The 13,747-nt window shown below is 61.9% G+C and carries 12 protein-coding genes and 1 pseudogene; 4 read left to right on the top strand and 9 right to left on the bottom strand.

Annotated elements, in window-relative coordinates:
* Positions 1-3 precede the first annotated feature (3 nt).
* The 7 genes from J0663_RS17560 to J0663_RS17530 form a co-directional block, all read right to left on the bottom strand.
* Positions 4-951 (bottom strand): carbohydrate ABC transporter permease, encoded by a 948-nt coding sequence (locus J0663_RS17560; RefSeq protein ID WP_207241668.1) that lies wholly within the window; start codon positions 949-951, stop codon positions 4-6.
* The gene (locus tag J0663_RS17555) at positions 948-1,901 is read right to left on the bottom strand and encodes a carbohydrate ABC transporter permease (protein WP_207241667.1); all 954 of its coding nucleotides are present in this window, start codon (positions 1,899-1,901) and stop codon (positions 948-950) included. Before J0663_RS17555 ends, J0663_RS17560 begins: the two co-directional genes overlap by 4 nt.
* A 113-nt stretch (positions 1,902-2,014) precedes the next feature.
* Positions 2,015-3,277, bottom strand: a complete 1,263-nt coding sequence (locus tag J0663_RS17550) for an ABC transporter substrate-binding protein (RefSeq protein ID WP_207241665.1) — start codon at positions 3,275-3,277, stop codon at positions 2,015-2,017.
* Positions 3,278-3,365: 88 nt separating this feature from the next.
* Positions 3,366-4,886, bottom strand: a complete 1,521-nt coding sequence (locus J0663_RS17545; protein WP_207241663.1) for an aldehyde dehydrogenase family protein — start codon at positions 4,884-4,886, stop codon at positions 3,366-3,368.
* The gene (locus J0663_RS17540; protein WP_207241656.1) at positions 4,886-5,665 is read right to left on the bottom strand and encodes an enoyl-CoA hydratase/isomerase family protein; all 780 of its coding nucleotides are present in this window, start codon (positions 5,663-5,665) and stop codon (positions 4,886-4,888) included. Before J0663_RS17540 ends, J0663_RS17545 begins: the two co-directional genes overlap by 1 nt.
* Positions 5,658-7,271, bottom strand: a complete 1,614-nt coding sequence (locus J0663_RS17535) for an acyl CoA:acetate/3-ketoacid CoA transferase (protein WP_207241654.1) — start codon at positions 7,269-7,271, stop codon at positions 5,658-5,660. The genes J0663_RS17540 and J0663_RS17535 overlap by 8 nt, the downstream gene beginning before the upstream one ends.
* A gap of 29 nt (positions 7,272-7,300) precedes the next feature.
* Positions 7,301-8,350, bottom strand: coding sequence for a LacI family DNA-binding transcriptional regulator (locus tag J0663_RS17530; RefSeq protein ID WP_207241645.1), 1,050 nt, complete (start codon positions 8,348-8,350; stop codon positions 7,301-7,303).
* 284 nt (positions 8,351-8,634) lie between these two features.
* Between J0663_RS17530 and J0663_RS17525 the strand changes: the two are divergent.
* Both J0663_RS17525 and J0663_RS17520 read left to right on the top strand, forming a co-directional pair.
* Positions 8,635-9,113 (top strand): annotated as a pseudogene (locus J0663_RS17525) (sensor histidine kinase); the annotation flags it as partial.
* Between the two features lie 81 nt (positions 9,114-9,194).
* Positions 9,195-9,818 (top strand): carboxymuconolactone decarboxylase family protein, encoded by a 624-nt coding sequence (locus J0663_RS17520; RefSeq protein ID WP_207241644.1) that lies wholly within the window; start codon positions 9,195-9,197, stop codon positions 9,816-9,818.
* Positions 9,819-9,854: 36 nt separating this feature from the next.
* Here J0663_RS17520 and J0663_RS17515 read toward each other — a convergent pair whose 3' ends face one another.
* Complete coding sequence (locus J0663_RS17515) at positions 9,855-10,829, bottom strand: alpha/beta hydrolase (protein ID WP_207244531.1); 975 nt, start codon at positions 10,827-10,829, stop codon at positions 9,855-9,857.
* Positions 10,830-11,233: 404 nt separating this feature from the next.
* Here J0663_RS17515 and J0663_RS17510 point away from each other — a divergent pair, with 404 nt between their 5' ends.
* Positions 11,234-11,827 carry a nucleoside 2-deoxyribosyltransferase gene (locus J0663_RS17510; protein ID WP_207241642.1) on the top strand — a complete coding sequence of 198 codons (594 nt, stop codon included), beginning with the start codon at positions 11,234-11,236 and terminating at the stop codon, positions 11,825-11,827.
* Positions 11,828-11,869: 42 nt separating this feature from the next.
* Here J0663_RS17510 and J0663_RS17505 read toward each other — a convergent pair whose 3' ends face one another.
* Positions 11,870-12,757: a LysR family transcriptional regulator gene (locus J0663_RS17505; RefSeq protein WP_207241640.1), complete on the bottom strand. Its 888-nt coding sequence runs from the start codon at positions 12,755-12,757 to the stop codon at positions 11,870-11,872.
* A gap of 127 nt (positions 12,758-12,884) precedes the next feature.
* On the opposite strand from J0663_RS17505, the gene J0663_RS17500 reads away from it, so the two are divergent.
* Positions 12,885-13,736, top strand: a complete 852-nt coding sequence (locus J0663_RS17500; RefSeq protein WP_207241638.1) for an oxidoreductase — start codon at positions 12,885-12,887, stop codon at positions 13,734-13,736.
* Positions 13,737-13,747 lie beyond the last annotated feature (11 nt).

Raw genomic sequence — 13,747 nt, 5'->3', positions numbered from 1 at the left:
GGGTTACCCTTTGACTGCGCCCGCCATCAGGCCACGCACGAAGTAGCGGCCGGCGAGGATATAGACGATGAGCGTCGGAACGGCGGCGATCATCGCCGCCGCCATGTTGACATTGTATTCGACCACCCCGGTCGAGGTGTTGACGACATTGTTGAGCGCCACCGTCATCGGCATGGAGTCACCGGTGCCGGCATAGGCGGAAGCAAACAGGAAGTCGTTCCAGATGTTGGTGAACTGGTAGATGACCGTGACAACGATGATCGGCAGCGAGTTCGGCAGCATGATGCGGCGGAAGATCTGGAAGAAGCTGGCACCATCGACCTGGGCAGCCTTGACCAGCTCGCTCGGAAAGGCCTCGTAGAAATTGCGGAAGAACAGCGTCGTGAAGCCGAGGCCATAGACGACGTGGACGAAGACCAGATTGACCGTCGAATTGCCGAAGCCGAAGTTCCAGCCGGTGGCGTTCTGCAGCGTCATGCCGAAGCGGCCGAGCGAACCGAGGATGGTGGCCATCGGCAGCAGCACCGACTGGAACGGGATGAAGCAGGCAAACAGCATCAGCCCGAATACCAGCGTATGGCCGGGAAAGCGCCACTTGGTCAGCACATAGCCGTTGAGCGCGCCGAAGAAGGTGGAGATCGCCACCGCCGGCACCACCATCTTGATCGAGTTCCAGAAGTAGCCCTTGATGCCGGTGCAGGTCAGCCCGACGCAGGCTTCGCCCCAGGCCTTGACCCAGGGATCGAAGGTCGGCGACTGCGGCAGCGCCAGCATGTTGCCGCCCTGGATCTCGTCCATCGTCTTGAACGAGGTGGTCAGCATGACGAAGAGCGGCATCAGGTAGAGGATGGCGAAGATCACCAGCAGGCCGTAGATGACGAGGCGGCCGATCCAGCGGGTGTTGCTGTTGCTATGCGACCCTTCGACCGTCGGAGAGGTGATCGCACTCATCGGGCCTTCTCCTTCAGTTCGGAATAGAGATAGGGCACGATGATCGCCGAGATCGTCATCAGCATGATGATGGCGCTGGCCGAGCCGACGGCCATCTCGTTGCGCTTGAAGGTGTATTCATACATGAAGTTGGACGGCAGCCAGGCCGAGCCGCCAGGCCCGCCCGAGGTCAGCGCCACCACCAGGTCGTAGGACTTGATCGCCATATGGGCGAGCACGATGAAGGCCGACAGGAAGATCGGCCGCAGCAGCGGGATGACGATGCGGCGGTAGAGCTGCAAGGGCGAGGCGCCGTCGATCTGAGCCGCCTTCATGATCTCGCCGTCGATGCCGCGCAGACCGGCCAAAAACATCGCCATGACGAAGCCGGACGCCTGCCAGACGCCGGCGATGACGACGGTGTAGATGACGAAGTCCTTGTTCTTGATCCAGTCGAAGTGGAAGCTCGTCCAGCCGAAGTGGTGCAGCGTCTGTTCGAGCCCGAGGCCGGGATCGAGGAACCACTTCCAGGCGACCCCGGTGACGATGAAGGACAGCGCCATCGGATAGAGGAAGATCGGCCGCAGCAACCCCTCGCCGCGGATCTTCTGGTCGAGCAGGATGGCGAGCAGCAGGCCGAGTGCTAAACAGATGCCGACATAGAGGAAGCCGAAGATCGCCATGTTGGTGATCGAGGTGTACCAGGAGGACGGCGGGTCGCTTTCGAAGGTCCAGCGCCACAGCCGCTGATAGGCGCGCGCCCCGGTCAGCTGATAGGAGGGGAAGGTCTTGGAATTGGTGAACGACAGATAGGCCGTCCATACGATGAAGCCGTAGACGAAGATCAGCGTGATGACGAAGCTCGGCGCCAGCACGATCTTCGGCAGCGCATCCTGCAGCCGGCTTCGAAGCGAGATCCCGCTCGCCTGCCCCGGCGTCAGAACCGGATCGGTGGTGGCAACTGTGCTCATGATATCATCTCCCTTCCCGCAGGATCGGCCTTGCCGATCCGTCTCCGCCTGCTCGTCGCGGAGTCTGACGCTTCCCCGCGAAGACGCGGGGAAGCATTGTCATCGGCCTCGTCTCAGCGGGCGTCGTCGATCGCCTGGACCAGCTGGGTCACGGCTTCGTCGGAGCTCTTGATCTGGCCGTGGACGAACTTCGAGACGACGTCCTTATAGGCATTGGCAATCGCCGGAGGGGCGCCGTAACCCTGGGCCAGCGAACCGAACAGCGTGCCGCCCTCATTGGCCGCCTTCAGATCGGCGATGCCCTTCTTGCCGCAGGCGTCGAAGTCGGTGTCGGGAACGTCGGTGCGGGCCGGCACCGATCCCTTGACGACGTTGAAGGCCGACTGGAAGCTCTTCGACAGCGTCGCCGTCGCCAGCGCCACCTGGGCCGCCTTGCGGTCGTCGGGAACGTTGAACATGCCGAACATGTCGGAGTTGTAGATGACGCTGCCGTCGGTGCCGGGGAAGCGGTAGCACAGGAAGTCGGTATCCGGCGTCTTCTTGGCGGCGACGAATTCGCCCTTGGCCCAGTCGCCCATCACCTGCACCAGCGCGTCACCCTTGATGACCATGGCGGTCGCCAGGTTCCAGTCGCGGCCGGAGAAGTTCGGATCGACATATTTGACGATCTTGGCGAGGTTGTCGAAGGACTTCTTCATCGTCTCCGACTTCAGCGCTTCCTCGTCGAGGTCGTTGAAGGCCTTCTTGTAGAATTCCGGCCCGCCGGTCGACAGCACGATCGAATCGAACATCGTCGCTTCCTGCCAGTTCTGGCCGCCGAGCGCCAACGGGATGACGCCGGCAGCCTTCGCCTTGTCGAGCAGCGCGATCAGGTCGTCGAAGGTCTTCGGCTCACTGCCGCCGATCTTGTCCATGACAGCCTTGTTGATCCACAGCCAGTTGACCGAATGCACGTTGACCGGGGCTGCGACCCACTTGCCGTCATAGACGGAGAACTTCTGCAGTGCCGCCGGCACCGACTTGTCCCAGCCTTCCTTCTTGGCCGTCTCCGTCAGGTCGCCCATGACGCCGGCCTCAGCATAATCGAGCACCGTATACCCGAGCATCTGCGAGGCCGTCGGATAGGTACCGGCCGCCACCATCGCCTTCAGCGCCGTCATCGCCGCATCACCGCCGCCGCCGGCCACCGGCACGTCCTTCCAGGCAAAGCCCTCCTTCGACAGATCCTCCTTCAACACGTTCAAGGCCGCCGCCTCGCCGCCAGACGTCCACCAGTGCAGCATCTGCACTTCCTTCACATCCGCAGCGCGAGCGGACACATGAGCGCCGGCCAAAGCCAATGCGATCACGGCAGTCGTGGTCAGAAACTTATTCATCGAAGAACCTCCCAGTTCCCGTTTGGAAGATGCGGGACCCATTCCCGCACCAATCACCCGCCCTCCTCAGGCGTAGCTTCATTGCCGGTTAGGCCGGCTTTTCCGTCTGCGGCATCCACCAGCTGGTGCGCTTGCCGATGTGCATGTTCAGCGTCTTGGTCTCCGTATAATCCTCCACCGCATGGCGGCCGAGCTCGCGGCCAAGGCCGCTCTGCTTGTAACCGCCGAAGGGCAGTTCCGAGGCGCCGTCCATGAAGGTGTTCATCCAGACCGTGCCTGCCCGCACCGATCGGCCGATGGTCAGGCAGGTATCGAAATCCCGGCTCCAGACGCCGGCCGACAGGCCGTAATCGATGGAATTCGCGAGACGGATCGCTTCGGCAGTCGTTTCGAATGTCAGCACCGAAAGGACCGGGCCGAAGACCTCCTCACGTGCCACCGCCATGTCAGGCGTGACCGCTTCGAGGATCGTCGGCGACATGAACTGCCCCATGCCGAAGTCAAGCCTCTCACCGCCAAGCGCGACCTTCGCACCGCTGCTTCTGGCGCCGGCGACATATCCCGATATCTTCTCCAGATGCTGCGCCGTGATGATCGCGCCGACCTGCGTCGAAGGATCGAGCGGGTCGCCGACCTTCACGTCCTTCGACAGTTCGGCAATCCGTTTGACGACGTCGGAGGCGATGGATTTGTGAAGGATCAGCCGCGAACCGGCATTACAGCACTCGCCGGCATTGAAATAGGCGCCGAAAACCGCGGCATCGATGAAAGCCTCGAGATCGGCATCCGGGAAGACGACCTGCGGGTTCTTGCCGCCGAGTTCCAGCGAGACCTTCTTCAGCGTCTGCGCGGCGTTCGACATGGTCAGCTTTCCCACACCAGTCGAGCCGGTGAAGGAGACCATGTCGACGTCGGGATGAGACGTCATGACCGCGCCGACCTCAGGTCCCGTGCCGGTGACAATGTTGACGACACCATCGGGAACGCCGGCTTCCTGCAGGATTTCGCCCAGCACGAGCGTCGATCCCGAGGTCAGTTCCGAGGGTTTGACGACCGTTGTGCAGCCTGCAGCCAGCGCGAATGGCAGCTTCTGGCCGACGATCAGGAACGGGAAATTCCAGGGCGTGATGATCGATACCACGCCGATGGCCTCGCGCAGGACGACGCCGAGCGTGCCGTCGCCAAGCGTGTTGTAACTTTCGCCATGGAGGTCACGAGCAAGGGCCGCCGCATAGCGCCAGATGTCGACAGAGCCGGCGATCTCACCCCGTACCTGCGTGATCGGCTTTCCTGCCTCGATCGCATCGAGAAATGCGATCTCTTCGGCTCGCGCCGTGATCAGATCGGCGGCCTTCAGAAGGATGGCGGAACGTTCGGAGGCGGTCATTCGCGGCCACGGCCCGAGATCGAAGGCCTTGCGTGCGGCGGCGATGGCGCGCTCGGCGTCCTTTCTGCTGCCGGTCGGAAACCGGCTGACCACGACACCATGGCTTGGCGCGACCCGTTCAATCGGATCGGAGGCGCCGGCCTCCCATCTGCCGTCGATGAACATCCTGAAATCGCGCGCTTGGTGGTTGCTCAGTGCGGTGGGGCTGACGAGAACCGTCATTACCATTCTCCCTTGAATGTTGCCGGGCGTTTCTCGCTGAACGAGGCGACGCCCTCCTTCAGATCGCCGGTCTTGGCGGCGAGGATCGAGCCCAAGGCTTCGACCGCAGTTCCGTTGTCTTCGCCGTTCGCCGATGCGATCATCAGCTTGACGATCTCAATGGCGGCCGGTCCCCGTGCGGCGATCCGCTCCGCATATTCCCTGGCAGCGGCGAATGCATTTCCTGATGGAACGACCGCGTCAACGATGCCGAGCAGTCGCGCCTCCTCGGCGGTGAATATCTCGCCGCCGAGCGCCATGCGCCGGACGACCTGCGCACCGAAGCGGCGCACGAGACGCTGCGTCCCGGACCAGCCCGGGACCATGCCAAGACCAGTTTCCGGCAGGCCGATCCTGATCTGCTCCTCCGCAAGCCGGATATCTGCGACGCCCGCAAGCTCGAGTCCGCCTCCGAGGGCGTGACCGTTCAGGGCCGCGACCAGCGGCACCCGGAGCGTCGCCAGCCTTTCGAAGATACGGTGACCGTGCCGTACCCAGGCATGGCCGAACTCCTGCGGCAACATTCCGCCCCACGCCTTGATATCGCCGCCGGCTGAAAAGCCTTTTCCCTCGCCGGTAAGAACGGCAGCGCGCACTTTCGGGTTCGCCTCCACCGCGTCGGCCGCGTTTTGCAAAGCCTTCAGCATGTCGAGATCGAGCGCGTTCAGCTTCTCCGGCCGAGAGATCGTCAGGGTCGCAACATGTCCTTCGAAATCGATCTTGATCGTTCCGCTAGCCATTGAAGGTACCCTCCAGCGTCCGCGCCTTCTTTGCCGGAAGCGACAGGCCGATCTCAGCCTCTCGGAAGAGTGCGGCGTCCATGACCTTGAGATCCGGCGCGACGATCAGCGGGAACTCGGACTGGTCGAGGATGTGGGTCTGAAGATCGACCCCGGGAGCGATTTCGGTCAACGCGATTCCATCAGGCGTCAGCTTCATCACGCACCGCTCGGTGACATAGGTGATATCCTGTCTCTGCTCGATCGCCCGCCCGCCGCTGAAGGTGACGTGTTCGACCTCGTTCACCAGCTTCTTCAACTTGCCTTCCTTCTCGATGACGAGAGCCCTATCGGCGATCGAAAGCTTCGCTCCGGCGTTGAACATGCCTGAGAAGACGATCTTCTTCGCCCGCGCCGTGATGTCGACGAAGCCGCCGGCGCCGGCCGTCACATGCGGCCGGAACGACAGCTTCGAGACGTTGACCGATCCGTCCTTGCCGATCTCGAGGAAGGACAGGAGCGACGCATCGAAACCGGCGCCCTGGAAATAGGTGAACTGATAGGGAGACGGCATATAGGCGTCGGCATTGGAGGCGCAGCCGAAGGCGAAGTCGAGCAGCGGCACGCCGCCGACCGCCCCCTGCTCGATGACCCAGGTGACGGCGCCGTGCAGCCCCTCCTCCAGCAGGATCCGCGGCACGTTGGCCGAGATGCCGAAGCCAAGATTGACGCAGCTTCCGGCCTCGAGCTCCTGCGCGACGCGGCGCGCGATCACCTTCTGAACGTTGAATTCCGGAACGCTGAAGCTATCGAGCGGGCTGAAGATCTCTCCCGAAATTGCCGGATCATATCCGGTTTGCGTCGTCTGCTTCTGATCGGGATCGACGATCACATAATCGACGAGCATCCCCGGCACCCGGACGTCATGCGGCTTCAGCGAGCCTTCCTTGGTAATCCGCTTGACCTGCGCGATGACGATGCCGCCATTGTTGCGGGCGGCAAGCGCCTGGTCGAGGCCGCCGAGATAGGCGCCTTCATGTTCATAGGTGAGGTTGCCGCGCTCGTCGGCTGTGGTGGCGCGGATGATGGCGACCTGAGGGACGATCGAGGGGAAGAACAGCCAATCATCCCCTTCGAAGCTCACGCGCTTGACCACTGGATCGTCCGACGCCCGTTCATTCATTGCGCAGCCCTGCCGCCGGGGATCGACGAAGGTATCGATGCCGACCTTTGTCAGGACGCCCGGCCGCTTTGCAGCGGCCTCGCGATGGATATCGAACAGGATGCCGGAGGGGATGTTATAGGCCGGAATCTCGTTGCCGGTGATCATCTGCCAGATCAGCGGCGGTTCTGATGAGGACGGCCCCGATGGATAGGAACCGCCGATGATGCGCTTGAGCAAGCCCTTCTTGGCGATATAGTCGACACCCTTGATGCCGCTCATGTCGCCGGCCGCGATCGGGTGAAGGGTCGTGATGCCAAGGGGATGGCCGGTCTCCTCGAAACGCTCGCCGATCGCCTTCAGCATAAGATCAGGACAGCCGAGACCGCTTGAAGAAGACACCGTCACGACAGCCCCGTCCGGGATCAGTGCCGCTGCTTCGGCTGGGGGGAGATGCTTCTTCATGTGCGTCACTCGGAATCCTGTTTCAATTTTCACGCCGTGCCGGCCGCCGCCGGCATGGCTTTACCGGCTCCGCAGCTGTCGCGGACAACCAGCCGAACGGCCGTCGTCACCATTTCCGCCTCAGCCTTGCCGGCGTTGATCTGCTTGAGAAGCATCTGCGCGCCCCGCCGCCCAATACCCTGCGGATCGACCGAGACGGTGGTCAGCGCGGGAACTGCTGCCTGAGCCTCGATGACGTCGTCGAAGCCGACGACTGCGAAGTCGGCGCCAGGCTCCAGGCGGCGCGCACGCAATCCGTCGCAAACCCCGAAGGCGACGGCATCGTTAAAGCAGACGGCCGCAGTGGGCTGGTTGCCAAAAGCGATCGCTTTTCCGATCGCCTCCACCCCGCCTGCCCGCGAGGGCGCGGACGCAATGACGAGCCCTTCGTCGTAACCGAGCCCGGCCGCCTCGACTGCGCTTCGGTAACCGGCAAGACGGTCATCGAAGACGGCGGTGTCGGGGAAGCCGCCGAGAAAGGCGATGCGCTTGTGGCCCAGCCCCACCAGGTGTCGAACGGCTGATGTCATGCCGGCCCGGTTGTCCGAGACGATGGACGAAACTTTGGCGCCGGGCAGGCTACGCACGACGACCACCACAGGAATGCCTGCCGCCACCAGAGGCTTGAAGTCGGAGGCATCGGTGGCACGTGCCGGAGAAACGATGAGACCGGAAATGCCGTGCTCGCGCATCGATGCGACGACTTCGCGCTGCCTGTCGATGCTCTCGCCGGTGTTCGACAGGAACTGCACGAAACCGGCCGACTGAACGACCATATCGACACCAACCGCCAGCTCCGCAAAGAAGCTGTTCGTCAGATCGTTCACGACGACGCCGATAATCCTCGACTTAGCGCCGGCCTGCCGGAGATTGGCTGCGCCGCGATTGTAGACGTAGCCGAGCTCCCGCATCACGTCATTGACCTTGGCGCGCGTTGCTTCGTTGACGAGCGAGGAGCCCTGAAGCACCAGCGATACCGTCGACTTTGAGACGCCGGCCGCCTTCGCAATGTCGATGACAGTCACCCGCGTCGTTTTCACTTGGTCCTCCCCGACGTTGTCGCCAACTGACGCTCATTTATTTGGAACGTTCCAAAAATGTCAAGAGGTATTTGAACGGAATACCCTAGCTCATTCGGTTTCTACCGTCGTTACGACGCCGCTAACGGAAGTTCGTTTTTGGAACGATTTAAATCGCGGTCCGGCGACCCCCTGCCGAGTGATGTCAGCGAGGTGGGCGAAGACAGACTTGATCTGCTTGACGAGCAACTGGCCCAGCTCGGCTAGGAAAAGCAGAAACGCGGCGCGCTTCTCCTTGGAATTGCTCGACGATCTCGAAGGAGCACAGCTTCGTGCTTGACATAGACAGGCTGCCGAAATTCATCGATGCCGATCCCACACCCTAACCCAAGTCTTCACCAACCTGCTCTCCAATGCCGTCAAATATGCGCCCGGCACCTCCGAAATTCGTGTCGCGGCTTGGGAGAAGACGGGCCACGTCAAGGTTGCGATCAGTGACGACGGAGTGGGGATCGATGCCGAAGATCTACCCCGGCTGTTTCAACGTTACTTCCGCACCCGGACTTCGACGGGAATTGCCGGAAGGGGCATCGGCCTCAATCTTGTGAAGCAAATCGTTGAGCTGCACCACGGCTCGATGGAAGTGCGAAGTGCAAAAGTATGCGGATCGACGTTCACCGTCATCCTTCCAATCAAGAGAAGCGGCGACATTGCGGCGAGCAACGACGCTGCCCGATGCTTCGGCTTTCAACGTGTTCGGCATGGCCGGTATATTCGCCACTGACGGCGCCGGCTCGAACTGATGCATCAGGATTGCTGTCCGGCAGATCTACCCTATCCTTCTCGCAATAGAGGAGGACATGCCATGGCTTTCATTCACACCCCCAACGCATCGGTCAGCGAAAAGACGACGTCGATGTACGCCTCTGCCGAGGCGAATTATGGTTATCTGCCGAATATGTACCGCGCCTTCGGTCACCGGCCGGAGGTGATGGAGAGCTGGGCAGCGCTGCTTTCGAGCATTCGCGGCCATATGAGCCTGCGGCGCTACGAGCTGGTGACGCTGGCCGCAGCCAAGGAACTGAAATCCTCTTATTGCATGCTGGCGCACGGCTCCGTGCTGCTGCGCGAGGGCTTTACCAGCGAGGGGCTGACGGCCGTCGTTAATGAGACGGAGAAGGCGCCGATCGATGCCGGTGAACGGGCTGTCATGGCCTTCGCCGCCAAAGTGGCGCGCGACGCAACCTCGGTCACGCAACAGGATATAGACGGGCTGAAGAAATACGGGCTGAGCGATGCCGAAGTCTTCGACGTCACAGCTGCAGCGGCGGCCAGGTGCTTCTTCTCGAAAATGCTGGACGCACTAGGAGCCGCACCCGACCACGCCTATATAGAGCGGTTGGAACCGAATGTGCGAAAGACGCTCAGCGTCGGGCGCGAGGTCGAGAGGCCTCTCGCGCCGTCGCCGTCGGGGGGCAGATCGCAGTGATGCAAGGCCAAGAGGCCGCCGCCTGCCCTTGCGGCCTTATTCCTGGGGCTTGTCGGCAAAATGCCGGATCGCAAACTCGGCAATATTCTGGCTCGAGCGATCGGCATCATCGAGCAGCGAGGGAAAGAGCTGCCATTGATGGGGCATGCCCGGCCAGACCTCGGCAGTGACGTCAACCCCCGCTTGGCGCGCCTTGTCGGCGAGCCGCAGCGTGTCGTCCAGCAGGACTTCACCGGAGCCGACCTGCAGCAGCAGCGGCGGAAAACCCGTCAGGTCGGCATAGAGCGGCGATGCCTGGGGATCGGTCGCCGACCGGCTGCCGAGATAGGCCTGGCGCAAAGTCTCGATCGCGGCGCGGTCGACCAACGGATCGCTTCCGGCATTCGATGTCATCGATCCGCCGGTCGCGGCAAGGTCGGTGATCGGGCTCAGCGCAATCACTGCCGCCGGCAACGGCTTTCCCGCCTGCTTCTGCCGCAGTACGGTCTCGAGCGCGAGATTGCCGCCGGCGCCGTCTCCTGCAACGACGACGTTTTCGCTGCGATAGCCGTTGTCGAGAAGCCAGCGATAGGCCGTCAGCGCGTCGTTGATCTGGGCGGGATAGCCATATTCGGGCATCAATCGATAATCGATGAGGAGAACGTCACTGGACGCGGCCTTGGCAAGCGAACCAGCAAGCAGGCTATGCGTGCGGATCGAACCGCTGGAGAAGCCGCCGCCATGAATATAGAGAATGACCCTTTGACCGATCGGATGATGAAGACGGGCGGGCCAGATCAACTCGGCATCGACGCCGTCGGCATCGACCTGCCGAACCTGGATGCGCGTTGGCCCAGGCGTCGTTTCCATCAGCGCCTTGAAAGCAGTTCGTCGCTGCTGCAGGCTCTCGGCTCCGGCAAAGTGATCTTTCCAGAGACCGAGCAGTTTTTCGACCTGCTGACGCGAGGCCTGGCTTTGCGGCCCCAGGTCCTGCGCCACCGCCGCCGCTGTCAGCAGCAGCGTTGCGGCCAAAACGCCGAACAGACCTGCAAGCCGCGCTCTGCCTCGAATAGCCGCTATCAAAATCCGACCGTTCATCAACCTCTCCCGACGACGCTGGCCACGGGGCATCTTTGGCCAGTTCATCCACCGGAGTCAAAAGGATGCCGGGCGCGAACCCCAGGCTTTTTCATTTCGTCCGCATCATCTCGATGCTCTCCCCGAAGCGGCCGGCGGTCGAAGGACCATCCTTCCGCAGCGCCAGGAATGAAAATCCCGTCGCCCGCCCGCTGATATCTCCCAGGCTGCGCCTCAAAAAATGGACAATTCCCGCCCAGTGCGGCTTGCTATTTGCTTCGCTTCCGTCGGAAATGGACTCCGTGCCTGGCTGCGCCCTCAGCCCCGGCGCTTGAGCTCGCGCTTAGCAGAGGATAGCGATGACCACCATTTACCTCGCCGGCCCGGAAGTCTTTCTTCCCGATGCCATGCCCATCATGGCGGAAAAACGCCGATTGGCACGCCAGTTCGGTTTCGAGCCGACCGGTCCCGGCAGCGACGAGAACCAGACGCCGGTGAAGCGAACGGCCGCCGAGATCTACGCACGCAACGATACCGCCATGCGTAGAGCCGATATCTGCCTTGCCAATATCACGCCCTTTCGAGGCGTCAGCGCCGACCCGGGCACGGTCTACGAGATCGGTTTCATGATCGCACTGGAAAAAGCGGTGTTCGCCTATACCAATCACCCCGACGATTACGGGCTGCGTGTTCGTTCGATCTGGTATGCAGGGCTCGAAATCGACGAAACGAGCGGGCGTCCACGTGGGCCGGATGGTATCGCGATCGAAAATCACGGCATGGCCGACAATCTGATGATCGACGGAGGCGTCGAGGCGACCGGAGGCAAGGTATTTCGCACAACCACTTTTCCGGCCGATCCGGCCCGCGATCTGGCGGTTTATCTTCAGGCGCTTCAGACGATCGCGGCCATGCGTGCCGATGGCCATTCGCCCACAAAAGCTGCTCGTTGATATCAACGATTTTGCCCCGCAGACGGACAATAATCCCCTTCTTCAGTCCGCCCTGATCGCGGCGATGACCGCCCTGAAGCCTGCCGACATGTGGCGGCGGCTCGGGTAGTAGAGATAAAGCGGTTCCTCCGGCTGGCACCAATCGTCGAGCACCTGGATCAATTCGCCCTCGGCAATGGCCCTTTCCACGCGCGGCTCCCAGATATAGGCAAGACCGACGCCTCCAAGCGCTGCCTGCATCATCAGTTCGTGATCGTCGAGCGACAGAGGCCCGGTCGGCTGAAAGCTCACCGTCTGACCATCTTTCTCGAACTCCCAGGCGTAACGCGCTCCAGAGGGAAACATATTCTGGATGCAGAGATGGCGCTTGAGTTCGTGGGGCGTTGCCGGTTTCGAACGGGTCTCGAAATAGGCGGGCGAACCGACGACGACCAAGCGGATACGCGGCTTGATGCGCAGCGCGATCATGCCCTCGGTGACGCGTTCGCCAAAACGGATGCCGGCGTCGAAACCCTCCGCAACGATATCGACCAGCCTGTCGGTGGCGTTGATCTCCAGCTGCAGATGAGGATTGCGTTGAAGCAACGGGGCAATGACGCGGCCGATGACAAAGGGACCGATTGAATTCGGCACATTGATCCTGACCTTGCCGAAGGGCGTGTCGCGGTAGCGGTTCAGCGCGTCGAGCGCCGCCGCCATCTCGCCGAAGGCCGGATCGAGATGCGAAACCAGGAGTTCGCCGGCCTCCGTCAGCGAGACGCTGCGGGTCGTTCGGTTGAGCAGGCGAATGCCGATCCGATCTTCGAGATTGAGGACAGCATGGCTGACGGCGGATGCGGTCACTCCCCGCTCTTCACCTGCCTTTCGGAAGCTCCTATGCCGGGCGACCGCCGCAAAGGCCGCGAGTTCGGACAATTCGGTAGCGCGCATTGCTGAATTTGGCTCATGATAATTTCGACAATAACGAATCTTATACATCAAATGATTTTCGGTCAAATTTCAGCCGTCAGCACAGAGATGCGGCGCACGAAACGAACGGTCGAAAAAGGAATTTGCCATGAAAGTCTGGTTCATTACTGGTGCATCCCGCGGCTTCGGCGCGTTGATGACCAAGGAAGCACTCGCAGCCGGCGATGCCGTGATTGCCACTGCCCGTAACCCTGAGACAGTGACCGCGCAGTTTGGCGATCATCCAAACCTGCTTGCCGTTGCCCTCGACGTCACTGACGAGGCTCAGGCGAAAGAGGCGGCAGCTGCCGGCATCGGCCGCTTCGGCCGCATCGACGTTCTCGCCAACAACGCCGGCTACGGCCTGCTCGGCGCCGTCGAGGAAGCCACGGCCGAAGAAATCGAAAAGCTCTACGCCACGAATGTCTTCGGTCTCCTGAAGGTGACACGCGCCGTGCTGCCCTATATGCGCCGCCAGCGCTCCGGTCATATCTTGAACTTCTCCTCGATCGGCGGCTATTTCGGCTATCCCGGCTGGGGCATCTACGGCTCGACGAAATTCGCCGTCGAAGGGCTGTCGGAATCCATGGCCGCCGAACTCGAACCTTTCGGCATCAAGGTGACGATCATCGAACCCGGCTTCTTCCGTACAGATTTTCTTTCGGATACATCGCTGGCGGTCAGCCCGGCCTCCATCGCCGATTACCAAGGCACGCCGGCCGGAAACATGCGCGATTTCGCTGCCGACGCCAATCACGCCCAGCCAGGCAATCCCGCCAAGCTCGCTGTCGGCATCATGACGATGGTCGACTCGGCCAACCCGCCGCTGCGCATGCCATTCGGCAGCGATACGGTTGCGATGATCGAGGCGCAGCATGCGAGTGTCGAAAAGGAACTGGCCATTTGGCGTGAGCTTGCCGTCTCTACGGATTATTCGCGCGATGCAACGGCTGTGGCCTGAAAGGCAAGGCG

The organism is Rhizobium lentis (genome assembly GCF_017352135.1).
Lineage (GTDB): Bacteria > Pseudomonadota > Alphaproteobacteria > Rhizobiales > Rhizobiaceae > Rhizobium > Rhizobium lentis.
This window is presented reverse-complemented; position numbering and strand designations above follow the sequence as displayed.